We start from the raw sequence: 22,316 nt of genomic DNA on the forward strand, positions 1-22,316 counted from the left end.
GTTGGTAGAGCACGACCTTGCCAAGGTCGGGGTCGCGAGTTCGAGTCTCGTTTCCCGCTCCAAATTCAACAATGTCGCGATGCGGCATGATGAATAAATAAAGCAGTATCAAGCAGTACCTATGCGACGCGGGAATAGCTCAGTTGGTAGAGCGCAACCTTGCCAAGGTTGAGGTCGCGAGTTCGAGCCTCGTTTCCCGCTCCAAAAATTCAAAGGTCACGCCAGTGTTTGGTGGCCGGATGCCAAAAGCATCTCAATGCGGGAATAGCTCAGTTGGTAGAGCACGACCTTGCCAAGGTCGGGGTCGCGAGTTCGAGTCTCGTTTCCCGCTCCAATTTTCTCTTCGTTTCAAACTCAAATCCAACGCCTTATCCGGCGCGGGTTTTTGTCCCGTTTTACACGCCTGGTAAAAATGTTGTGAACAGAGTTATCCACAGCCTCTGCACATAAACTCGCCTGCCTGAAAAATCAACGTCATACAAATTAAATATTTATCTATTTGATTTATAAGTTTATTTATTTATCCCAAAACGTTATGCCGATCACTTGCTCTTTTTGTTGCAGTTGAAAGACAACGTGTTTTTATTTTTATGCACAAATCCACAGAGTGAGTCTTCCGGCGCTACGTCCGAATGGCGCACGCCGTCAGGCATCCCTTGGCAAACCTTTTTCCACAGCCCGTATCAGCCGTTTTTTCTGCGCCGTTTGCACCTCGATGCCCTGCGCTTCGCGGCGGGCGAGCTGTTGCGCCAGCGCCCAGTGGATATGTTCGTCCAGCATGGCGTTCTGGCCCAAACGGGTGCGCAGTGCGAGCACGATGCCGTCCTCGTAGGGCGCATTGCCCAGCGCCACGGCGATATTGCGCAGCCAGCGCAGGTGACCGATGCGGCGTATCGCCGAGCCTTCGGTGATGCGCAGGAATTTTTCCTCCGTCCAGTTGAACAGATCGATCAACTGCGGCGCATGCAGCGCAGCGCGCGGGCTGAAATCGTCTTCGTCGGTAAGCTGCGAAAAGCGGTTCCACGGGCAGATCAGCTGGCAGTCGTCGCAGCCGTAGATGCGGTTGCCGAGCAGCGGGCGGAACTCCTCCGGGATCGCGCCTTCCAGCTCGATGGTCAGGTAGGAGATGCAGCGCCGGGCGTCTACGGTATAGGGGGCGACGATGGCGCCGGTCGGGCAGGTGGTGATGCAGGCGACGCAGCGGCCGCACTGCTCTTCCTGCGGCTGGTCTACCGGCAGCGGCAGATCGATCAGCAATTCGCCGAGGAAAAACCACGACCCGGCTTCACGGTTGAGAATTAGTGAGTGTTTACCAACCCAGCCGATGCCCGCCTTGGCGGCCAGCGCGCGTTCCATCACCGGCGCAGAATCGACAAAGGGGCGGAAATTCAACTCGCCGCAGTAGGCCTGGATCTGATCGCCCAACTTTTTCAGGCGCTGGCGCAACAGCTTGTGATAGTCGCGCCCCAGCGCATAGCGGCTGACGTAGCCCAGCTGCGGATTTTGCAAGGTGCTGGCAAATGCCGCCTTGGCCGGCAGGTAGTTCATGCGTACGCTGATCACTCGCAGCGTGCCCGGCAACAGTTCGTGAGGGCGTGCGCGCAGCATGCCGTGGCGCGCCATCCATTCCATTTCGCCGTGGTACTGTTTGTCGAGCCAGGCCTGCAGCTTCGGCTCTTCAAGGCTCAAATCGGTATCGCAGATGCCAACCTGCTGGAATCCTAGCGATTGCCCCCATTGCTTGATATGTTGGGCGAGTTGATGGAGATCGAGGGGGTGCGTCATGACGGGCCACAGTGAAAAAGCATACGCTGACAGTTTACCACACTCTGTCTGGCCTGCGGATTGGATCCGTCGCTCGGAACCCGCAGCGGCGGCCTCGCTCGGTATTTCTCTTTACGATTTGATGCAGCGCGCCGGTCAGGCGGCCTACGCGCTGGCGCGCAACGCGTATCCCTCCCGCGACCACTGGCTGGTGCTGTGCGGCCACGGCAACAACGGCGGCGACGGCTATGTGGTGGCGCGCCTGGCGAAGGCGGCGGGCGTGCAGGTGACGCTGATCGCCTGCGACGGCGCACGGCCTTTGCCACCGGAAGCCGCAGCGGCCCGCGAGGCCTGGCAAGCCGCAGGCGGCGACATTCTGCCGGCGAGCAGCCGCTGGCCGGCGTCTGTTTCTCTCATCATCGACGGTCTGTTAGGTACCGGCCTGGGCAGCGCGCCGCGTGCGCCCTACGACGCGCTGATCGAGGCCGCCAACCGCCATTCGGCACCGGTGGTGGCGCTCGATATTCCGTCCGGCCTGCTGGCGGAGAGCGGCGCGGCGCCGGGCGCGGTCGTGCGTGCCGCGCACACCGTCACGTTCATCGGCCTCAAACCGGGGTTGCTGACCGGCCAGGCGCGCGACTGGGTCGGGCAACTTCATCAGAATGCGCTAGGCTTATCGGGTTGGTTGGCGAAGCAACCGGAGCAGATTCAGCGGCTTACCGCCGAGGTGTTGCCGCGTTGGCTGCATCCGCGCCGTCCCTGCGCCCATAAGGGCGAGCATGGCCGCCTGCTGTTGGTGGGCGGCGATCGCGGGTTCGGCGGCGCCATTCGCATGGCGGCAGAGGCGGCGCTGCGCAGCGGGGCTGGATTGGTGCGAGTGCTTACTCACATAGAGCATGTCGCGCCGCTGTTGGCGGCCCGGCCTGAGCTGATGGCGCAGGCGCTGGACGAGGCGACGCTGCGGCAGGCGATGCAATGGGCGGATGTGCTGGTGATTGGCCCGGGTCTGGGCCAGGCTGAGTGGGGCAAAAACGCCTTGAACGTGCTGCAAACCAGCGATAAACCGGCCTTGTGGGACGCCGATGCGCTGAACTTGCTGGCATTAAATCCCGAGAAACGGCAGAATCGCGTGATGACTCCGCATCCTGGAGAGGCGGCGCGGCTATTGAGCTGCAGCACTGCCGACATCGAGAGTGATCGCTTACTTGCCGTGCGCAAGCTGACGGCGCGCTACGGTGGCGTGGCGGTGCTGAAAGGCGCCGGTACGCTGATCGCCGATGAGCAGGGGCAGATGGCGATCGCCGACGTCGGCAACGCCGGCATGGCCTCCGGCGGCATGGGCGATGTGCTGTCGGGCATCATCGGCGGTTTGCTGGCGCAAAAGCTCTCGCTGTATGATGCCGCCTGTGCGGGCTGCGTCGTACACGGCGCGGCCGGCGATCGCGTAGCGGAAAGACAAGGAACAAGAGGCATGTTGGCGACCGATTTACTGCCGGACATCCTTCATTTCGTTAACCCTGAGTGGGCAAAATAGACTTTATCGAATGAAAGAACTCGTTTTACCTCTGCCGGACGAGGCAGCGACTGTCGCTTTGGGCACCACTTTGGCCCAGGCCTGCGATCGCGCCAGCGTCATCTATCTCTACGGCGACCTGGGCGCCGGTAAAACCACCTTCAGCCGTGGTTTCCTGCAGGCGTTAGGGCATCAGGGCAACGTCAAAAGCCCGACCTACACGCTGGTGGAACCCTATGCCTTGCAGCCGCTGGCGGTGTATCACTTCGATCTGTATCGCCTGGCCGATCCGGAAGAGCTTGAATTCATGGGCATTCGCGATTACTTCGCGCAAGACGCCATCTGCCTGGTCGAATGGCCGCAGCAGGGCACCGGCGTGCTGCCGGAGCCGGATCTGGCGCTGCATCTTAGCTATCAGGGCGAGGGGCGAGAGGCGAAGATCGAGGCGATTTCCGCATACGGCAGCCAGCTGTTAGACCGCATTCATGGATCACAGGGATGATGCTGCAATGACGCACGTGTTGAAAAAATTTGCGGTCATCATGCTGATCGCCGTGCTGGGGCCGCTCGGCGCGCTGAACGCGCTGGCGGCGTCCTCGCTGTCCGATATCAAAGTGTCCAACGCCCAACGCGAAGCGACGGTGTCGGTGAGCTTCAATGGCCCGCCGGACTATGCGTTTTTCCCGCTGCACGGCCCGGAACGCGTGGTGCTGGACGTTAACCAGAAGGGCAAGGTCGGCGGTCTTCCGCTCAATTTCAGCGGGCAAAACCTGGTGAAAAGCATTCGTTCCAGCGCGCCGAAAGACGCGCAGAGCGTGCGCCTGGTGTTTGATCTGACCCAGCGCGCCAAAACCCGCGTCGCCACCCGCCAGAACGGCGGCGTGCATACCGTGGTGTTCACCATTACGGCCGAAGGCGGCGCCAATACCGTGGTGCGTAAAGCGCCGGTGCAAACGCCTGCGCCGGTTGCGGTCAATCCACCGCCGCGTCAGGCGCCGGTCACGGTCAGCCAGCCACCGCGCCAGGCGCCGGTCGCGGTGCGTGAAGCGCCGGAGCCGCCGCTGCGCAAAGCGCCGACAGGATCGAATCCCTTCACCAATAAACAGACCGTGGTCGCAGGCACCGCCACAGAGGTCACGCCGCGCAGCAGCCGCGTTTCCGCCGGTTCCGGCGATCGGGTGGTGGTAGCGATCGACGCCGGCCACGGCGGCCAGGATCCGGGCGCCATTGGCCCGAGCGGGCTGAAAGAAAAGAATGTCACCATCGCCATCGCGCGCCGCCTGCAGGCGATGCTGGACGCCGATCCGCAGTTCAAACCGGTGCTGACCCGTACCGGCGACTATTTCATCTCGGTGATGGGGCGCTCCGACGTGGCGCGTAAACAGGGCGCCAACGTGCTGGTCTCCATCCACGCCGACGCCGCGCCAAACCGCAGCGCCAGCGGGGCCTCCGTCTGGGTGCTGTCCAATCGCCGCGCCAACAGCGAAATGGCCGGCTGGCTCGAACAGCATGAGAAACAGTCCGAGCTGCTCGGCGGCGCCGGCGATCTGCTGGCCAACAGCCAGGCTGACCCTTACCTGAGCCAGGCAGTGCTGGATCTGCAGTTCGGCCATTCGCAGCGCGTGGGATACGACGTGGCGGTGAAAGTGCTGCAGCAGCTGCAGAGCGTCGGATCGTTGCATAAACGCCGGCCGGAACACGCCAGCCTGGGCGTGCTGCGTTCACCGGATATTCCCTCGCTGCTGGTGGAAACCGGATTTATCAGCAATAGCACGGAGGAGCGGCTGCTGGGCAGTAGCGCGTATCAGGAGAAGATTGCCAGAGCCATTCATAACGGCCTGCGCAGCTACTTCCTGGCGCATCCGCTGCAAGCCGACCCAAAGGTGGAAAACCGACCGCTGGACGTCGCAGCGGCGGTTAACACCTCAACACCAGACGTGCGCCAGCCTGAGCCTATCGTCAGCTCGGCCGGCGCGAGCCGCAGCGTAAGCGGCAAGACCCGGATCCACGTGGTGAAGCGGGCGGAAACGCTGTCCGGCATCGCCGACAGCTACGGCACCACCATGGCGGCGCTGCGTGATCTGAACAAACTGAAAAAAGACGGCGTGTGGGTAGGGCAACGTCTGAAGGTGCCGGCGGGGAAAGCCGCCGCCGTCACCACCACCGTCGCCAAGGCGAAAACGCCGGCGAAGAAAACGTCTAAACATAAAGTGGCCCGCGGGGATACGCTCTCCTCCATCGCTTCTCGCTACGGGGTCAGCGTCGGCGATCTGAAACGGGTCAATAATCTGAAGTCGGACGTCGCGCCGCTGGATCGGACGCTGACCATTCCGCAGGCCTAGCGCCATCGCTACAGGAGCCAGCATGCCTATCCAGGTGTTACCGCCGCAGCTTGCCAACCAGATTGCCGCCGGAGAGGTGGTTGAACGCCCCGCGTCGGTCGTCAAGGAACTGGTGGAAAACAGCCTGGACGCCGGCGCGACGCGCATCGATATCGATATTGAACGCGGCGGTGCCAAGCTGATCCGCATTCGCGACAACGGCTGCGGCATCGGCAAGGACGATCTGGCGTTGGCGCTGGCGCGGCACGCCACCAGTAAAATCAGCACGCTCGACGATCTGGAGGCTATCGTCAGCCTCGGTTTCCGCGGCGAAGCGCTGGCCAGTATCAGCTCGGTTTCCCGTTTGACCCTGACGTCGCGCACCGCCGAGCAAAGCGAGGCGTGGCAAGCCTATGCCGAAGGGCGCGAGCAGGCGGTGACCGTCAAACCCGCCGCGCACCCGGTCGGGAGCACGCTGGAAGCGCTGGATCTGTTTTACAATACGCCGGCGCGCCGCAAGTTCATGCGCACCGAAAAAACCGAATTCGGCCATATCGATGAAGTGGTGCGGCGCATTGCGCTGGCGCGTTTCGATGTGGCGATCAACCTCAGCCACAACGGCAAACTGATCCGCCAATACCGGGCGGCGAAAGAAGAGAGCCAGCACGAACGCCGTTTGGGCAGCATCTGCGGCCCGGCGTTTTTGCAGCATGCGCTGAACATCGACTGGCAGCACGGCGATTTGAGCATCCGCGGTTGGGTGGCGGATCCGGCCGGGGCGCGCCAGCTGGGTGAAATGCAGTATTGCTACGTCAACTGCCGCATGATGCGCGATCGCTTGATCAATCACGCTATTCGTCAGGCCTATCAGGATCAGCTGAAGGACGATCAGCAGCCCGCTTACGTGCTGTATCTGGAGGTCGATCCGCATCAGGTGGACGTCAATGTTCATCCCGCCAAGCACGAAGTGCGTTTCCATCAGGCGCGGCTGGTGCACGATTTTATCTACCAGGCGGTAACCACCGTGCTGCAGCAGGCCGGTCAGACGCCGCCGCTGCCGCTGGCGGAAACGCCTGACGAAGCGCCCGCGCCGGTCTGGCAGCCGGAGAACCGCGTCGCCGCCGGCGGCAACCATTTTTCTCAGCCTGCGCCGCGCCGTGAAACGCCGCCACCGGCCGGCACCGCCCGTGAGCGGGCGCCGCAGCCGGGTTGGCAAACGGCGGGCGGTTACCAGAAACGCGAAGGTGAGCTGTACGGTAAACTGATGCAGCCCGCCGCCGAGCCGCAGGCCGATGCCGCGCCGGAAGTTTCGAGCAAGCCGCCGCTGTTCCCGCCGGCGAAAGCCGCAGCGGAAACGCCGTTGGCGGGCGGCCAACACAGTTTTGGCCGGGTGTTGATGATCCATCCGCCGTGCTACGCGCTGATTGAGCAGCGCCAGCAGCCGGCGTTGCTCAATCTGGCGGTAGCCGAACGCTGGCTGCGCCAGGCGCAGCTCAACCCGCCGGCGGAAGGGCTGCGGCCGCAGCCGCTGCTGATCCCGATTAAGCTGACGTTGGAGAAGCGCGAAGCGGCGGCCATTGCGCGGCATCAGGCGCTGCTCGTGGCGATGGGGCTGGATCTGCAGACGGATCACGGCCGTGTGACGCTGCGCGCAGTGCCTTTACCATTACGCCAACAAAATTTACAAAAACTGATACCCGAACTGTTAGGCTATCTGGCCGAACATCAGGAGATGTCGCCCGCGGTGCTGGCCACCTGGCTCGCTCGCCGTCTTGGCAGCGAACATGAACAGTGGAACACCTCGCAAGCGATACAATTGTTGACCGACGTTGAACGACTTTGCCCGCAGCTGGTCAAATCGCCACCGAGCGGACTTTTACAACCCGTTGATTTACAGGCCGCACTGGCGGCCCTCAAGCATGACTGACACTGAAATGACACCACGTCCCCCGGCTATTTTCATCATGGGGCCGACCGCCTCGGGCAAGACCGCGCTGGCGATCGCGCTGCGCGAACGCCTGCCGGTGGAACTGATCAGCGTCGATTCCGCGCTGATTTACCGCGGCATGGATATCGGCACCGCCAAGCCGAGCGCCGAAGAATTGGCGCAGGCGCCGCATCGGCTGATCGATATCCGCGATCCCGCCGAAGCCTACTCGGCCGCGGAGTTTCGCGCCGACGCGCTGAAGGAGATGGCCGACATCACCGCCGCCGGGCGCATTCCGCTGCTGGTCGGCGGCACCATGTTGTATTTCAAGGCGTTGCTGGAAGGATTGTCGCCGCTGCCGTCCGCCGATCCCGCGGTGCGCGAGCGCATCGAACGGCAAGCGGCGGAGCAGGGCTGGGAGGCGTTGCATCGGCAGTTGCAGGCGATCGATCCAGTCGCGGCATTGAGAATTCATCCGAATGATCCGCAGAGACTGTCCAGAGCACTGGAAGTTTTTTTTATTTCGGGTAAAACTTTAACGGAACTGACTAAAATTTCGGGTGAATCGTTGCCGTATCAAGTTCACCAATTTGCGATAGCGCCGACCAGCCGTGAGTTGATCCATCAACGCATCGAGCTGCGGTACCATCAAATGTTGGCGGCGGGTTTTGAGACGGAAGCGCGTGCACTTTTCGCACGGGGTGATTTGCATACGGACTTGCCCTCCATTCGCTGTGTCGGTTACCGCCAGATGTGGTCATACTTGTCTGGTGAAATTAGTTACGATGAGATGGTTTATCGTGGTATTTGCGCAACACGTCAGTTGGCTAAACGCCAGATGACCTGGTTACGGGGTTGGGAGTCGGTCCATTGGTTGGACAGTGAAAAGCCGGGAGAGGCTTTGGACTCGGTGACACAGGTTGTTAGTGCATAGGTTGGGTGATTGTGTACAATTGCTGAGTATTCAGCGCGCAAATTTTTTACGTCGTTTATTTTAGAGCCGACAGGTTCTTAGTTACAAACAACAAGCAAATAAGGAAAAGATAGAATGGCTAAGGGGCAATCTTTGCAAGATTCGTTCCTGAACGCATTGCGTCGTGAACGTGTTCCGGTTTCTATTTATTTGGTGAATGGTATTAAGCTGCAAGGCCAGATTGAGTCTTTTGACCAGTTTGTCATCCTGTTGAAGAACACGGTTAGCCAGATGGTGTACAAGCACGCTATCTCTACCGTTGTCCCGTCTCGCCCGGTCTCGCATCACAGCAACAACCCGAGCGGCGGTTCAAGCAACTATCACCATGGCAACAATCCGTCTGCGCAGCAACAGCCGCAGCAGGAAAGCGATGACGCTGAATAAAGCGCGTTGCAAGTCAACCATGACGGGGAGCATAAGCAGCCGCGGGCTGTTTATGTCCCCCAAACTCACGGTGAGTGTCCGTTTGAGAGGTTGCACGCTTGTTTGACCGTTATGAAGCCGGTGAGCAGGCCGTACTGGTTCATATCTATTTCTCGCAAGACAAAGATACGGAAGACCTCAACGAGTTCGAATCGTTGGTTTCCTCAGCCGGTGTCGAAGCTTTGCAAGTGGTGACCGGTAGCCGCAAAGCCCCGCATCCGAAGTACTTTGTCGGCGAAGGAAAGGCCGAAGAAATTGCAGATGCGGTGAAAGCCAGCGGCGCGTCTGTTGTCCTGTTTGATCATTCCCTTTCCCCGGCGCAGGAAAGAAACCTCGAGCGCCTGTGCGAATGCCGGGTGATCGATCGCACCGGGCTGATTTTAGACATCTTCGCCCAGCGTGCCCGCACCCATGAAGGTAAGCTGCAGGTGGAGCTGGCGCAGTTGCGTCACATCGCCACGCGTCTGGTACGCGGCTGGACGCACCTGGAGCGGCAAAAAGGGGGGATTGGCCTGCGCGGGCCGGGGGAAACCCAGCTTGAGACCGACCGTCGCCTGTTGCGCGATCGCATCAGCTTGATTCTGCGCCGCCTGGAGCGGGTAGAAAAGCAGCGTGAACAAGGCCGACGCGCGCGGACCCGCGCCGATGTGCCGACCGTATCGCTGGTTGGCTACACCAACGCCGGCAAATCCACCCTGTTTAACCGAATAACGTCTGCCGAGGTGTATGCGGCGGACCAGCTATTTGCCACCCTGGATCCTACGTTGCGGCGCATTGACGTGCCGGACGTGGGGGATACCGTGTTGGCGGATACCGTAGGCTTTATCCGGCACCTGCCGCACGATCTGGTGGCCGCCTTCAAGGCGACGCTGCAGGAAACGCGCCAGGCATCTCTGCTGCTGCACGTCATCGATGCCGCAGATCCGCGCGTCGATGAGAACATCGAAGCGGTGAACACCGTGCTGGCGGAGATAGACTCGGATGAAATCCCTACACTGTTAGTGATGAACAAAATAGATATGCTGGACGATTTTGTGCCGCGTATCGACCGCAACGACGAAAACCTGCCGATCCGGGTGTGGCTGTCCGCCGCCAGCGGAGAGGGTATTCCGTTGCTGTATCAGGCGTTGACGGAGCGCTTATCGGGGGAGATCGCGCATTACGAATTGCGCTTACCGCCACGGGCAGGCCGTCTTCGCAGCCGTTTTTACCAGCTTCAGGCGATTGAAAAAGAGTGGAACGAGGAGGACGGCAGCATTGGCGTGGTGGTGCGAATGCCGATCGTCGAATGGCGTCGTCTCTGCAAGCAAGAACAGGACCTGATTGACTTTATCGTATGATCATATCCTGTTACATTTATGCTTCGCGAAAGCCTGAAGTACCCAATCACAGAATATGGAGCTAAAACATGGCGTGGAATCAGCCCGGTAATAACGGACAGGACCGCGACCCGTGGGGGAGCAGCAATAACAATGGCGGCAACTCTGGCGGTAACAACAAAGGCGGTCGTGATCAAGGGCCACCTGATTTGGACGATATCTTCCGCAAACTGAGCAAGAAATTGAGCGGTTTCGGCGGGGGCAAAGGCTCCAACAGCAATAGCGGCGGCACCGGCACCTCTGGTCCGGGCTTCAGCGGCCGCATTATCGGTATCGCGGCGGTGGCCGTGGTGGTGATTTGGGCCGCCAGCGGCTTCTACACCATCAAGGAAGCCGAGCGCGGCGTCGTGACGCGTTTCGGCAAGTTCAGCCACCTGGTGCAGCCGGGCCTGAACTGGAAGCCGACCTTCATCGACGACGTGCGTCCGGTGAACGTGGAATCCGTGCGCGAGCTGGCGGCGTCCGGCGTGATGCTGACCTCCGATGAAAACGTGGTGCGCGTGGAAATGAACGTGCAGTACCGCGTGACCAACCCGGAAGCGTACCTGTTCAGCGTCGTCAATGCCGACGACAGCCTGAGCCAGGCGACCGACAGCGCCCTGCGCGGCGTGATCGGCAAATACTCGATGGACCGCATCCTGACCGAAGGCCGTACCGTGGTGCGTAACGATACGCAGCGCATGCTGGAAGAGACCATCCGTCCTTACAACATGGGCATCACGCTGCTGGACGTCAACTTCCAGGCGGCGCGTCCGCCGGAAGAGGTGAAGGCGTCGTTCGACGATGCGATCGCCGCGCGTGAAAACGAGCAGCAATACATCCGTGAAGCGGAAGCTTACGCCAACGAAGTTCAGCCGCGTGCGAACGGCCAGGCGCAGCGTCTGCTGGAAGACTCCAAGGCTTATAAGGACCGTACCGTCCTGGAAGCCCAGGGTGAGGTGGCGCGCTTTGCCAAGCTGTTGCCGGAATACAAGTCCGCACCGCAGATCACCCGCGAGCGCCTGTATATCGAAACCATGGAAAAAGTGCTGGGCCATACCCGTAAGGTGTTGGTGAGCGACAAAGGCAACAACCTGATGGTGCTGCCGCTGGATCAGATGCTGCGCGGCCAAGGCGCGGCGCCGGAGAGCGGCAACAAGGATACCAGCCTGATTCGCCTCAATCCGAATCCTGCGCCGGCTGCCAACAGCAGCGCCCCGCGCACCAGCGGCGGTTCGATTATGGATCAGCGCCGGGCGAATGCGCAGCGTGACGACACCACTCGCGTAGGGAGAGAGTAATCAATGCGTAAGTCTTTTGTAGTTATTGTCCTCGCGGTGCTGGTGGTGCTGTACGCTTCGCTGTTCGTGGTGCAGGAAGGCCAGCGCGGCATCGTGCTGCGCTTCGGCAAGGTTCTGCGCGACGGCGAAAACAAGCCGCTGGTGTATGCACCGGGTCTGCACCTCAAGATCCCGTTCATTGAGACCGTGAAGAACCTGGATGCGCGCATCCAGACCATGGACAACCAGGCCGATCGCTTCGTGACCAGCGAGAAGAAAGACCTGATCGTCGACTCCTATCTGAAGTGGCGCATCAGCGACTTCAGCCGTTACTACCTGGCGACCGGCGGCGGCGACGTCTCCCAGGCCGAAGTGCTGCTGAAACGCAAGTTCAGCGATCGTCTGCGTTCCGAAATCGGCCGCCTGGACGTGAAAGACATCGTGACCGACTCGCGCGGCAAGCTGATGTCCGACGTGCGTGACGCGCTGAACACCGGCACCGTGGGTGACGGCGAAGAAGTGGCGACCACCGAAGCCGATGACGCTATCGCCTCTGCGGCGGCGCGCGTTGAGCGGGAAACCACCGGCAAACAGCCGCAGGTTAACCCGAACAGCATGGCGGCGCTGGGCATCGAAGTGATCGACGTGCGTATCAAGCAGATCAACCTGCCGGCGGAAGTGTCCGACGCCATCTACCAGCGTATGCGCGCCGAGCGTGAAGCGGTAGCCCGTCGTCTGCGCTCGCAGGGCCAGGAAGAAGCCGAGAAGCTGCGCGCCAGCGCGGACTACGAAGTGACCCGTACCCTGGCGGAAGCCGAGCGTCAGGCGCGTATCACCCGCGGTGAAGGCGATGCCGAAGCGGCCAAGCTGTTTGCCAACGCGTTCAGCCAGGATCCGGACTTCTATGCCTTTATCCGCAGCCTGCGTGCCTATGAAGCCAGCTTCAAGGACAACCAGGACGTGCTGGTACTGAGCCCGGACAGCGATTTCTTCCGCTACATGAAGTCGCCTGATAGCCTGCGCAAGTAAGCGCGGCAGGCAATCTGATCGAGGGCCCGTTTACGCGGGCCCTTTCTCGTTTTTGGGGGATGCATGAACTCAACGATTTGGCTGGCGCTCGGGCTGGTTCTGGTGTTGGAAGGATTGGGGCCGATGCTGTTTCCGCAGGCCTGGCGCAAAATGATTGTGGCGATGTCGCAGTTGCCGGACGCGACGCTGCGGCGATTTGGCGGTGGAATAGTGGTTGCGGGCTGCGTGATCTACTACATGTTGAGCGGCCGCACGGGTCTTTAAAGTCTAGCCCAAAATTTATGCAATCGTATGCTAAAAGTGCTGAAAATCGAAAATTACGGTGGTAGAATCCATTTTTAAGCAATCGGTGATTTTGAAAAATGGGTAAGAACGTCGTCGTACTGGGCACCCAATGGGGTGACGAAGGTAAAGGCAAGGTTGTAGACCTGCTGACTGAACGGGCTCAATATGTTGTGCGCTACCAAGGTGGCCATAACGCTGGCCACACTCTGGTAATCAACGGTGAAAAAACCGTTCTTCATTTAATTCCTTCAGGTATTCTGCGTGAAAACGTCACCAGCATCATCGGCAACGGTGTTGTTCTGGCGCCGGACGCGTTGATGAAAGAAATGGGTGAACTCGAAGCGCGTGGCATCCCGGTACGCGAACGTCTGTTACTCTCTGAAGCTTGCCCGTTGATCCTGCCTTACCACGTTGCGTTGGATAACGCGCGTGAGAAAGCGCGCGGCGCAAAAGCGATCGGCACCACCGGTCGCGGCATCGGCCCGGCTTACGAAGATAAAGTCGCTCGTCGCGGTCTGCGCGTCAGCGATCTGTTCAACAAAGAAACCTTCGCCGTTAAGCTGAAAGAGATCGTCGATTACCACAACTTCCAGCTGGTCAACTACTACAAAGTTGAAGCCGTCGATTATCAGGCGACGCTGGACTACGTACTGTCTATCGCCGACATCCTGACCGCCATGGTGGTTGACGTTTCCGAACTGCTGGACGGCGCGCGCAAGCGTGGCGACCTGATCATGTTCGAAGGCGCTCAGGGCACCCTGCTGGATATCGACCACGGTACTTACCCGTACGTGACCTCTTCCAACACCACCGCCGGCGGCGTGGCTACCGGTTCCGGCATCGGCCCGCGTTATGTGGACTACGTGCTGGGCATCGTGAAAGCCTACTCCACGCGCGTGGGTGCAGGCCCGTTCCCAACCGAACTGTTCGATGAAACCGGCGAGTACCTGTGCAAGCAGGGTAACGAGTTCGGCGCCACCACCGGCCGTCGCCGTCGCACCGGCTGGCTGGACGCGGTAGCGGTACGTCGCGCGGTGCAGATCAACTCCCTGTCCGGCTTCTGCCTGACCAAACTGGACGTCCTGGACGGCCTGAAAGAAGTGAAGATCTGCGTGGGTTACCGCATGCCGGATGGCCGTGAAGTGGATACCACTCCGCTGGCGGCTGAAGGCTGGGAAGGTATCGAGCCTATCTACGAAACCATGCCGGGCTGGAGCGAAACCACCTTTGGCGTGAAAGAGCACAGCAAGCTGCCTCAGGCTGCGCTGAACTACATCAAGCGCATCGAAGAAGTGACCGGCGTACCGGTAGATATCATCTCTACCGGCCCGGATCGCAGCGAAACCATGATCCTGCGCGACCCGTTCGACGCATAATCAGGCTTTGCGGCATTAAACAAACCGGGCGCGTCCCGGTTTGTTTTTATCCTGACTCCCTCCGATTGCGGTTTCACGTCAAAAAATCCTTTCATAAACCCGCCTTAGGGCGCGGGATTCGCTAAATAATTAGCGACGAACTCTCCGGCTGGTTTATTATCCAATGAGTAATCTTTTGAATAGCGCCGAAAAGCGGCGTATCAGACGGGTAAAACGATACCCAGAGGTAAGATGTGCAGTTAACAAGTTTTACTGATTATGGCCTGCGGGCGTTGATCTACATGGCCTCGTTGCCGCAGGACAAGATGACCAGTATCTCGGAAGTGACCGAGGTTTACGGCGTGTCTCGCAACCATATGGTGAAGATCATCAATCAGTTGAGCCGGGTCGGTTTTGTCACGGCGGTGCGCGGCAAGCATGGCGGCATCCGTTTGGGCAAACCGGCCGAGAGCATTCGCCTCGGCGACGTGGTGCGGGCGCTGGAGCCGCTTGCGCTGGTTAACTGCAGCAGCGAGTTTTGCCACATCACCCCTGCCTGCCGACTGAAGCAGGTGCTCCAACAGGGCGTACAGAATTTCCTTGAAGAGCTGGATAAGCATACGTTGGCCGATATGGTCGAAGACAATCCGCCGCTCTACAAGCTATTGCTTGTCGAATAAAACGACGTTGAGAAGACAAGGCTCAACGTCATCCTGCTGATGACAACGGAGGAACCGCAATGTCACAAGATCCATTCCTGGAACGAGAAGCAGAAAAATACGAATCCCCCATCCCCAGTCGTGAATATATCCTGGCCCATTTGGCGAAACGTGAAACGCCGGCCAGCCGCGAAGAACTGGGCAACGAACTGGGCCTCAGCGGTGAAGAGCAGCTGGAAGCGCTGCGTCGCCGCCTGCGCGCCATGGAGCGTGATGGCCAGTTAGTGTTTACCCGCCGCCAGTGCTACGCGCTGCCGGAACGTCTGGATCTGCTGCGCGGCACGGTGATCGGCCACCGCGACGGCTACGGCTTCCTGCGCGTTGAAGGCAGCAAAGACGATCTGTACCTGTCTGCCGAACAGATGAAAATGGCGATCCACGGTGACGTGGTGCTGGCGCAGGCGCTGGGCGCGGATCGCAAAGGGCGCCGCGAAGCGCGCATCGTGCGCGTGCTGGTGCCGAAAACCAGCCAGATTGTCGGCCGCTTCTTCATGGACGCCGGCACCGGCTTCGTGGTGCCGGACGACAGCCGTCTGAGCTTCGATATTCTGATCCCGGCGGACAGCGTCAGCGGCGCGCGCATGGGCTTTATGGTGGTGGTGGAGCTGACTCAGCGCCCGACCCGCCGCACCAAGGCGGTCGGCAAGATCGTCGAGATCCTCGGCGACAAGATGGGCACCAGCATGGCGGTGGACATCGCGCTGCGCACCCATGAGATCCCGCATACCTGGCCGCCGCAGGTGGAAAAACAGGTGGCCGATCTCAGCGAGCAGGTGCCGGAAGCGGCCAAGAAGGGCCGCGTCGATCTGCGCAAGCTGCCGTTGGTCACCATCGACGGTGAAGACGCACGCGACTTTGATGACGCCGTGTACTGTGAGAAGAAACGCGGCGGCGGCTGGCGCCTGTGGGTGGCGATCGCCGACGTCAGTTACTACGTGCGCCCGCGCACCGCGCTGGACGACGAAGCGCGCAGCCGCGGCAACTCGGTGTACTTCCCGTCGCAGGTGATCCCGATGCTGCCGGAAGTGTTGTCCAACGGGCTGTGCTCCCTGAACCCGCAGGTCGATCGCCTGTGCATGGTGTGCGAGATGACCATCTCCGCCCAGGGGCGCCTGTCCACGGCCAAGTTTTACGAGGCGGTGATGAGCTCGCACGCTCGCCTGACCTACAACAAGGTGTGGCACATTCTGCAGGGCGATCAGGAGCTGCGCGAGCACTACCATCCGCTGGTCAAGCACCTGGAAGAGCTGCACGCGATGTATAAGGTGCTGGATAAGGCGCGCGCCGAGCGTGGCGGCATCGCGTTTGAAACCGAAGAAGCCAAGTTCATTTTCAACGCCGAGCGTCGCATCGAGCGCGTGGAGCCGACGGTGCGCAACGACGCCCACAAGCTGATCGAAGAGTGCATGATCATGGCCAACGTGGCGGCCGCGCGCTTCGTCGAGAAACGCAACGAGCCGGCGCTGTACCGCGTGCACGATCGTCCGAGCGACGACCACATCTCCGCGCTGCGCAGCGTGCTGAGCGAGCTGGGGCTGACGCTGGGCGGCGGCAACAAGCCGCAGCCGAAGGACTATGCGGTGCTGATGGACGAAGTGTCCGAGCGCCCTGACCACGAAATGCTGCAAACCATGTTGCTGCGCTCGATGAAGCAGGCGATTTACGATCCGGAAAACCGCGGCCACTTCGGCCTGGCGCTGGCGTCTTACGGCCACTTCACCTCGCCAATCCGTCGTTATCCGGATCTGGCGCTGCACCGCGCGATCAAATATCAGCTGGCCAAAGAACACGGCGAGCCGAAAGAGCGCTGGACGCCGACCGGCGGCTGGCACAGCGAATTCGAAGAGATGCTGCAGCTGGGCGAACACTGCTCGATGACCGAGCGCCGCGCGGACGAAGCGACGCGCAACGTCGCCGACTGGCTGAAGTGCGACTTCATGCAGGATCACGTCGGTGAAGTGTTCAGCGGCATCATCTCCAGCGTGACCGGCTTCGGTTTCTTCGTGCGCCTGAACGATCTGTTCATCGACGGGCTGGTGCACGTATCAACGCTGGATAATGATTACTATCGCTACGATAATATCGGCCAGCGCCTGATCGGCGAATCTTCCGGCACCGTCTATCGCCTGGGGGATACGGTGGAGATCCGCGTGGACGCGGTGCATATGGACGAGCGCAAGATTGACTTCGCGCTGGTGTCCAGCACCCGCAAAGCGCGCGGTGAAGGTAAAACCGAGCGCGATCGCGCCAAGAAGGGCGGCCAGCGCACGCTGCGCGACAACGGCAACGCGGGGCGCGGCAAGCGCCGCGGCGGCAAACCGCCGGCCAACTTCGAGCCGGACAGCGCCTTCCGCAAGCAGGATGACGCCAAGCCCGCGGACAACGTGAAGAAGGCGAAAAAGAAAGCCAAGAAAGCGTCCGACAAAACGCGGAAAATCGCGGCGGCGACCAAAGCCAAACGCGCAGCCAAGAAGAAAGGTGCCGAGCAGGCTTAACCTGCCGCACATCGTTATCATCGGCCGGTTATCGCCGGCCGCACGAATTTAAAAGAGCATCATGAGCGAAATTATTTACGGCATCCACGCCGTCAAAGCCCTGTTAGAGCGCGATCCGCAACGCTTCCTGGAAGTGTTTATCCTGAAAGGCCGCGAAGATCGCCGCCTGCAACCGCTGATCGCCGAGCTGGAAGCGACCGGCATCGTGATCCAGGTGGCGAACCGCCAATGGCTGGATGACAAGGTTGAAGGCGCGGTGCACCAGGGGATCATCGCCCGGGTGCGCGAGGGGCGTCAGTATCAGGAGAACGATCTGCCGGGCCTGCTGGAAAGCGTGGAGACACCGTTCCTGCTGGTGCTGGACGGCGTGACCGACCCGCACAACCTCGGCGCCTGCCTGCGCAGCGCCGACGCTGCCGGCGTGCACGCGGTGATCGTGCCGCGCGACCGTTCCGCCCAGCTGAACGCCACCGCCAAGAAAGTGGCCTGCGGCGCCGCCGAAAACGTGCCGCTGATCCGCGTGACCAACCTGGCGCGCACGCTGCGCCTGCTGCAGGAAATGAACGTCTGGGTGGTGGGCACCGCCGGCGAAGCCGACCATACGCTGTATCAGAGCAAAATGACCGGCCCGATGGCGCTGGTGATGGGCGCGGAAGGCGAAGGCATGCGCCGTCTGACCCGCGAACACTGCGACGAACTGATCAGCATCCCGATGGCCGGCACCGTCTCTTCGCTGAACGTGTCGGTCGCCACCGGCATCTGCCTGTTCGAAGCGGTGCGCCAGCGCGGCTGATTCTTCTGACGGGGGCTTAATGCTCCCGTTAATTCCCCCTCTTGTGATCCCGCCTGCGGCAGAAATCTCTGCGCCGACCATACTTACTCCTGACGCTTTTCTCAGGGAGCACTCTCATGGTCTGGACTACGCACACCGTTTTTAACCAACCCAAGCCGCTGGGCAACAGCAACCTGTTTCTCTCCGATACGCCGCTGCGCGAAGCGTTGCAGCGCGAGCAGGGCGGCTGGGACGCTGAGGTATTGGCCTCGCTGGGCCAGCAGCTCGGCACCCAGGAGTCACTGGAGCTGGGGCGCCTGGCCAATTCCAACCCGCCGGAGCTGCTGCGCTACGACGCCACCGGCCAGCGGCTGGACGACGTTCGCTTTCACCCCGCCTGGCATATCCTGATGCAGGGGCTGATCGCCAACCGGGTGCACAACCTGCCCTGGCAGGAGGATGCGCGCATCGGTTCCTTCGTGGCGCGCGCCGCGCGCTTTATGCTGCATGCGCAGGTCGAGGCCGGCACGCTGTGTCCGGTGACCATGACCTTCGGCGCTACGCCGCTGTTGCTGCAGGCGTTACCGGCCGAGTTTCGCTCCTGGCTGACGCCGCTGCTGTCGGATCGTTATGACGCTCACCTGCTGCCTGGCGGGCAAAAGCGCGGCCTGCTGATCGGCATGGGCATGACGGAGAAACAGGGCGGCTCCGATGTGCTGAGCAATACCACCACCGCCGCGCCGCTCGGCGCGCGCGGGCCGGGTGAAGCCTACCGGCTGGTGGGGCATAAGTGGTTCTTCTCGGTGCCGCAGAGCGATGCGCACCTGGTGTTGGCGCAGGCCGAAGGCGGGTTGTCCTGCTTCTTCCTGCCGCGCATTTTGCCGGACGGCAGCCGCAACGCCATTCGCCTGGAGCGGTTGAAAGACAAGCTGGGCAACCGTTCCAACGCCAGCAGCGAAGTGGAATTTCAGGACGCCACCGCCTGGCTGCTGGGGGAGGAGGGCGACGGCGTGCGGCATATCCTGAAGATGGGCGGCCTGACCCGTTTCGACTGCTCACTCGGCAGCCACGGCCTGATGCGCCGCGGGTTGTCGGTGGCGCTGTATCATGCGCTGCAGCGGCAGGCGTTCGGCAAGCTTTTGATCGAACAGCCGCTGATGCGTCAGGTTCTGGCGCGCATGGCGCTGCGGCTGGAAGGGCATACCGCGTTGCTGTTCCGGCTGGCCCGCGCCTGGGAGAGCCGCAGCAATGAGGGCGAGCTGATCTACAGCCGCCTGCTGACCCCGGCGGCCAAATACAGCATCTGCCGCCAGGGCATGCCGTTCATCGCCGAGGCGATGGAGGTGCTGGGCGGCATCGGCTACTGCGAAGAGAGCGAGCTGCCGCGCCTGTATCGCGAGATGCCGGTCAACAGCATCTGGGAAGGTTCCGGCAACATCATGTGTCTGGACGTATTGCGCAGCCTGCACAAACTGCCGGGCGCGCTCGAGATGCTGCAGTTCGAACTGCAGTCGGTGCGCGGCCAGAATCGGTTGTTCGATCATGCCTGGCGGCAGTGGCAGCAGCGCGCCCGGCAACCGAGTGAGGAGATGGGGCGGCTGCTGACCCAGCAGCTGTTCGATCTGTGCTGCGCCGCGCAGCTGCTGCAGCACGCCAGCCCGCAGGTAGCCGACGCCTGGTGCCATCTGACGCTGGATCACCGCGGCGAGAGCCTGCTGTCGGCCGAGGTGTGCGAACTGCTGCTGAACCGCGCCATCGGCGGTTAGGGAAAAGGGTGGCGCGCGGCGGCGAAAACCTTTTTAATTCAGTCTCACTCTGACAGGAAAATGCACATGGATATTCTCAGCGCGTTGGCGGCGTTCGCCTCTTACTTCTTCAGCGGTTTCGCCATGGTTTTGGTGTTTCTGTTCGTCTATACCCGCATCACCCCGCACGACGAATGGGCGTTGATCAAGGCCGATAACCAATCCGCCGCCTTTGCTTTCATCGGCGCTTGCCTGGGGTATGTGATCCCGTTGGCCAGCGCGGCGATCAACTCGATCAGCCTGCTGGATTACCTGCTGTGGGGCGTGGTGGCGCTGGTGGTGCAACTGTTGTTGTTCGCGGCCGTGAAGATCTACATGCCGCGCATCAGCGACAAGATTGAAGCGAACCACCTGGCCGCCGGGATTTTCCTGGGGGGCGTCTCCGTCAGCGGCGGCGTGTTGAATGCGGCTTGCATGAGCTATTAAAGGTATAAGATGGCCGAGGCGCGCCAGCCAAGCGGGTGCGCCTGTTCTTCCATCCGCAGGATGCGGTAATAGCTGGCGCCGTGCTGGCCGGCGGTGCGGGCGATGGCCTGCTCCGCCTCCTGCGGTGAACCGGGCAGATCGTTAAAGGTGATCTCGGCGATTTCACTGAGCGGCGTCACGCGATCGGCGGGCGCCAGTTCGGCGGACTGTGCGCCGGTGCTGAGCAGCCCTACTGAAAGCAGGAGGGAGGTGAGTGCGGTGGAGCGTTTCATGGCGTTCCCCTTCGTCAGATCCTGAATCGCACCCGCAACATGCGGCATGCTGTCCGCCAGTGTGCAACACCCTACTTCAGCCTGTGCAAAGCCAGTGTAAATCTGCTTAAAAAATCCCCGCCTTACCGATACAGGATCGCCTGGGAATACCATTGGCCCGGCACGACGGTTTCGCTGTTCATGATGATCACGTAATACCGGGCGCCGGCGGCGGTGGCCTTGCGCTGGATCTCCGCTTCCACGTCCATCGGGCTGCCGCGCACTACGGCGGTGACGGTACCTATCTTCACCAGCTCGGCGGTCTGCGCGCGGACGATCTCCTGCGCCTGTGCGGTGGGCGGCGGCGGCGGTTTCGGCGTGGTGGTCATGATGCCGCAGGCGGAAAGCTGTGCGGCCAGCGTCAGGATGATGAGTGTACGGACAAGCGTCATGATGACCTCGGAAGAGCCGGTAGATGGCTTCAGTGTAACGCAATATAAGCTGGAACAGATTGAGCTAACGCTGGCCGGCGCAAGTTTGTCATGATGAATGCCAACAGGTGCGTTGAGGATGAACGGATGATCGAAATTCATGACGAGCGGGCGGGCGATATCGCGGTGATCCATGCGGTGCCGGCGGGGCAGTATCATCGGCCGTTGCCGACGGTGTTTTTCTGTCACGGCTATACCTCGTCGAAAGAGGTGTACGCCTACTTCGCCTATGCGCTGGCGCGCGTCGGTTTTCGGGTGGTATTGCCGGATGCCGATCGGCACGGCGAGCGGTTCGACGGCGATGAGGCGCGGCGTCTGGCCACGTTTTGGGAGATCCTGCGCAGCAATATCGACGAGCTGCCGCAGATCAAGGCGCATTTTGAGCGGCTCGGCCTGATTGCCGACGGGCGTATCGGCGTCGCCGGCGCCTCTATGGGGGGCATGACCGCGCTTGGCGCCTTCGCGCGCTTCCCGTGGGTCCGGGCGGCCGCCAGCCTGATGGGTTCCGGCTATTACCGTTCGCTGGCGCAAACGCTGTATCCGCCGTTGGGCGCAGAGGGCGAGGCGCTCTCGCCGGCGGCGTTTGCGGCGCGCACCGCCGTGCTGGCGGAATATGAGCTGGAGGGGCGTTTGGAGACGATCGCCGGGCGGCCGCTGTTGCTGTGGCACGGCGAGACGGACGACGTGGTGCCGGCGGCGGACAGCCTGCGTTTGGCGGCTGAACTGCGCCGGCAAGGTGCGGACAGCCGTCTGACGTCGCTCGTCGAACCGGGGGTGAAGCACCGCATCACGCCGCTAGCGCTGTCCGCCACGGCCGACTTCTTCCGCCGCGAGCTGTAATGCTCCGCCGGGTGCGATGCAGGGAATTGCACCGCTCTGTGCCTGCTGTTTCGGCCATCGTTTGGCCGAATAAAGGGGAGAATGCCAGCGTGAATTCTTTCAGGGCAGCAAGGAGCAAAGGGCATGATAAAAAACATCGGCAGTGCGGCTAATGCCGATCGTTTAAGGATCAATTGACCGATCCGGTAGTTGCTGTAAAAAGGGTCCATGGCATCATCATGGACCCTTAAAATGGAACTTTCCCAGGCTCTTGGCATTATCAATTTCACCACACCCGAGCGTGCTCGTT

20 protein-coding genes and 2 tRNA genes are annotated in these 22,316 nt (G+C 61.2%); 19 read left to right on the forward strand and 3 right to left on the reverse strand.

Features of this window, described 5'->3' with window-relative positions; translation table 11 throughout:
* Positions 1-128 precede the first annotated feature (128 nt).
* A tRNA-Gly gene (locus REA38_RS23665) sits at positions 129-204 on the forward strand.
* 54 nt (positions 205-258) lie between these two features.
* Positions 259-334 (forward strand) — tRNA-Gly (locus tag REA38_RS23670).
* 311 nt (positions 335-645) lie between these two features.
* Here the strand turns inward: REA38_RS23670 and queG are convergent.
* Positions 646-1,785, reverse strand: coding sequence for a tRNA epoxyqueuosine(34) reductase QueG (queG, locus tag REA38_RS23675; protein ID WP_033648708.1), 1,140 nt, complete (start codon positions 1,783-1,785; stop codon positions 646-648).
* Here queG and nnr point away from each other — a divergent pair.
* From nnr to REA38_RS23755, 16 genes are all read left to right on the forward strand, one after another.
* Complete coding sequence (gene nnr / locus REA38_RS23680) at positions 1,784-3,298, forward strand: bifunctional ADP-dependent NAD(P)H-hydrate dehydratase/NAD(P)H-hydrate epimerase (RefSeq protein ID WP_060419651.1); 1,515 nt, start codon at positions 1,784-1,786, stop codon at positions 3,296-3,298. The two genes, queG and nnr, sit on opposite strands and share 2 nt — an antisense overlap.
* Positions 3,299-3,308: 10 nt before the next feature.
* The gene (tsaE, locus tag REA38_RS23685; RefSeq protein WP_033648706.1) at positions 3,309-3,779 is read left to right on the forward strand and encodes a tRNA (adenosine(37)-N6)-threonylcarbamoyltransferase complex ATPase subunit type 1 TsaE; all 471 of its coding nucleotides are present in this window, start codon (positions 3,309-3,311) and stop codon (positions 3,777-3,779) included.
* A gap of 7 nt (positions 3,780-3,786) precedes the next feature.
* Complete coding sequence (gene amiB, locus REA38_RS23690; protein WP_033648705.1) at positions 3,787-5,619, forward strand: N-acetylmuramoyl-L-alanine amidase AmiB; 1,833 nt, start codon at positions 3,787-3,789, stop codon at positions 5,617-5,619.
* A 22-nt stretch (positions 5,620-5,641) separates the two neighbouring features.
* The gene (gene mutL / locus REA38_RS23695) at positions 5,642-7,525 is read left to right on the forward strand and encodes a DNA mismatch repair endonuclease MutL (RefSeq protein ID WP_308886744.1); all 1,884 of its coding nucleotides are present in this window, start codon (positions 5,642-5,644) and stop codon (positions 7,523-7,525) included.
* Positions 7,518-8,459, forward strand: a complete 942-nt coding sequence (miaA, locus tag REA38_RS23700) for a tRNA (adenosine(37)-N6)-dimethylallyltransferase MiaA (protein WP_004933679.1) — start codon at positions 7,518-7,520, stop codon at positions 8,457-8,459. Before mutL ends, miaA begins: the two co-directional genes overlap by 8 nt.
* 114 nt (positions 8,460-8,573) lie before the next feature.
* The gene (gene hfq / locus REA38_RS23705; RefSeq protein WP_308886745.1) at positions 8,574-8,882 is read left to right on the forward strand and encodes an RNA chaperone Hfq; all 309 of its coding nucleotides are present in this window, start codon (positions 8,574-8,576) and stop codon (positions 8,880-8,882) included.
* Positions 8,883-8,980: 98 nt separating this feature from the next.
* Entirely contained in the window at positions 8,981-10,261 is a 1,281-nt protein-coding gene (gene hflX / locus REA38_RS23710; protein WP_004933675.1) for a ribosome rescue GTPase HflX, read from the forward strand.
* Between the two features lie 68 nt (positions 10,262-10,329).
* On the forward strand, positions 10,330-11,580 hold the full coding sequence (hflK, locus tag REA38_RS23715; protein WP_033636782.1) for an FtsH protease activity modulator HflK: 1,251 nt from the start codon (positions 10,330-10,332) through the stop codon (positions 11,578-11,580).
* A 3-nt stretch (positions 11,581-11,583) separates the two neighbouring features.
* Entirely contained in the window at positions 11,584-12,588 is a 1,005-nt protein-coding gene (gene hflC, locus REA38_RS23720; protein ID WP_033648702.1) for a protease modulator HflC, read from the forward strand.
* Positions 12,589-12,651: 63 nt separating this feature from the next.
* Entirely contained in the window at positions 12,652-12,852 is a 201-nt protein-coding gene (locus REA38_RS23725) for a DUF2065 domain-containing protein (RefSeq protein WP_004933666.1), read from the forward strand.
* A 98-nt stretch (positions 12,853-12,950) separates the two neighbouring features.
* Entirely contained in the window at positions 12,951-14,249 is a 1,299-nt protein-coding gene (locus tag REA38_RS23730) for an adenylosuccinate synthase (RefSeq protein WP_033648701.1), read from the forward strand.
* Between the two features lie 233 nt (positions 14,250-14,482).
* Complete coding sequence (gene nsrR, locus REA38_RS23735; protein WP_015376391.1) at positions 14,483-14,908, forward strand: nitric oxide-sensing transcriptional repressor NsrR; 426 nt, start codon at positions 14,483-14,485, stop codon at positions 14,906-14,908.
* Positions 14,909-14,967: 59 nt separating this feature from the next.
* Positions 14,968-17,442: a ribonuclease R gene (gene rnr / locus REA38_RS23740; protein ID WP_039567854.1), complete on the forward strand. Its 2,475-nt coding sequence runs from the start codon at positions 14,968-14,970 to the stop codon at positions 17,440-17,442.
* 61 nt (positions 17,443-17,503) lie between these two features.
* Complete coding sequence (gene rlmB / locus REA38_RS23745) at positions 17,504-18,235, forward strand: 23S rRNA (guanosine(2251)-2'-O)-methyltransferase RlmB (RefSeq protein WP_004933653.1); 732 nt, start codon at positions 17,504-17,506, stop codon at positions 18,233-18,235.
* Between the two features lie 116 nt (positions 18,236-18,351).
* On the forward strand, positions 18,352-19,980 hold the full coding sequence (locus REA38_RS23750; RefSeq protein ID WP_308886746.1) for an isovaleryl-CoA dehydrogenase: 1,629 nt from the start codon (positions 18,352-18,354) through the stop codon (positions 19,978-19,980).
* A 66-nt stretch (positions 19,981-20,046) separates the two neighbouring features.
* Positions 20,047-20,445, forward strand: a complete 399-nt coding sequence (locus REA38_RS23755; protein ID WP_033636787.1) for a DUF350 domain-containing protein — start codon at positions 20,047-20,049, stop codon at positions 20,443-20,445.
* Here the strand turns inward: REA38_RS23755 and REA38_RS23760 are convergent.
* Positions 20,442-20,717, reverse strand: coding sequence for a DUF1471 domain-containing protein (locus REA38_RS23760; RefSeq protein ID WP_033638652.1), 276 nt, complete (start codon positions 20,715-20,717; stop codon positions 20,442-20,444). The two genes, REA38_RS23755 and REA38_RS23760, sit on opposite strands and share 4 nt — an antisense overlap.
* Positions 20,718-20,839: 122 nt before the next feature.
* Entirely contained in the window at positions 20,840-21,148 is a 309-nt protein-coding gene (bsmA, locus tag REA38_RS23765) for a biofilm peroxide resistance protein BsmA (protein ID WP_033648696.1), read from the reverse strand.
* 126 nt (positions 21,149-21,274) lie between these two features.
* Here bsmA and yjfP point away from each other — a divergent pair, with 126 nt between their 5' ends.
* Positions 21,275-22,027, forward strand: coding sequence for an esterase (yjfP, locus tag REA38_RS23770; protein ID WP_060422743.1), 753 nt, complete (start codon positions 21,275-21,277; stop codon positions 22,025-22,027).
* Positions 22,028-22,316: the final 289 nt, after the last annotated feature.

Source organism: Serratia sp. MF1(2023), assembly GCF_030954545.1.
GTDB lineage: Bacteria > Pseudomonadota > Gammaproteobacteria > Enterobacterales > Enterobacteriaceae > Serratia > Serratia sarumanii.

Coding starts and splice junctions, on each gene's coding strand:
- nnr (WP_060419651.1), top strand. CDS start 1,784: ATGACGGGCCACAGTGAAAAAGCATACGCTGACAGTTTACCACACTCT.
- queG (WP_033648708.1), bottom strand. CDS start 1,785: ATGACGCACCCCCTCGATCTCCATCAACTCGCCCAACATATCAAGCAA.
- tsaE (WP_033648706.1), top strand. CDS start 3,309: ATGAAAGAACTCGTTTTACCTCTGCCGGACGAGGCAGCGACTGTCGCT.
- amiB (WP_033648705.1), top strand. CDS start 3,787: ATGACGCACGTGTTGAAAAAATTTGCGGTCATCATGCTGATCGCCGTG.
- mutL (WP_308886744.1), top strand. CDS start 5,642: ATGCCTATCCAGGTGTTACCGCCGCAGCTTGCCAACCAGATTGCCGCC.
- miaA (WP_004933679.1), top strand. CDS start 7,518: ATGACTGACACTGAAATGACACCACGTCCCCCGGCTATTTTCATCATG.
- hfq (WP_308886745.1), top strand. CDS start 8,574: ATGGCTAAGGGGCAATCTTTGCAAGATTCGTTCCTGAACGCATTGCGT.
- hflK (WP_033636782.1), top strand. CDS start 10,330: ATGGCGTGGAATCAGCCCGGTAATAACGGACAGGACCGCGACCCGTGG.
- hflC (WP_033648702.1), top strand. CDS start 11,584: ATGCGTAAGTCTTTTGTAGTTATTGTCCTCGCGGTGCTGGTGGTGCTG.
- REA38_RS23725 (WP_004933666.1), top strand. CDS start 12,652: ATGAACTCAACGATTTGGCTGGCGCTCGGGCTGGTTCTGGTGTTGGAA.
- REA38_RS23730 (WP_033648701.1), top strand. CDS start 12,951: ATGGGTAAGAACGTCGTCGTACTGGGCACCCAATGGGGTGACGAAGGT.
- rnr (WP_039567854.1), top strand. CDS start 14,968: ATGTCACAAGATCCATTCCTGGAACGAGAAGCAGAAAAATACGAATCC.
- rlmB (WP_004933653.1), top strand. CDS start 17,504: ATGAGCGAAATTATTTACGGCATCCACGCCGTCAAAGCCCTGTTAGAG.
- REA38_RS23750 (WP_308886746.1), top strand. CDS start 18,352: ATGGTCTGGACTACGCACACCGTTTTTAACCAACCCAAGCCGCTGGGC.
- REA38_RS23755 (WP_033636787.1), top strand. CDS start 20,047: ATGGATATTCTCAGCGCGTTGGCGGCGTTCGCCTCTTACTTCTTCAGC.
- REA38_RS23760 (WP_033638652.1), bottom strand. CDS start 20,717: ATGAAACGCTCCACCGCACTCACCTCCCTCCTGCTTTCAGTAGGGCTG.
- bsmA (WP_033648696.1), bottom strand. CDS start 21,148: ATGACGCTTGTCCGTACACTCATCATCCTGACGCTGGCCGCACAGCTT.
- yjfP (WP_060422743.1), top strand. CDS start 21,275: ATGATCGAAATTCATGACGAGCGGGCGGGCGATATCGCGGTGATCCAT.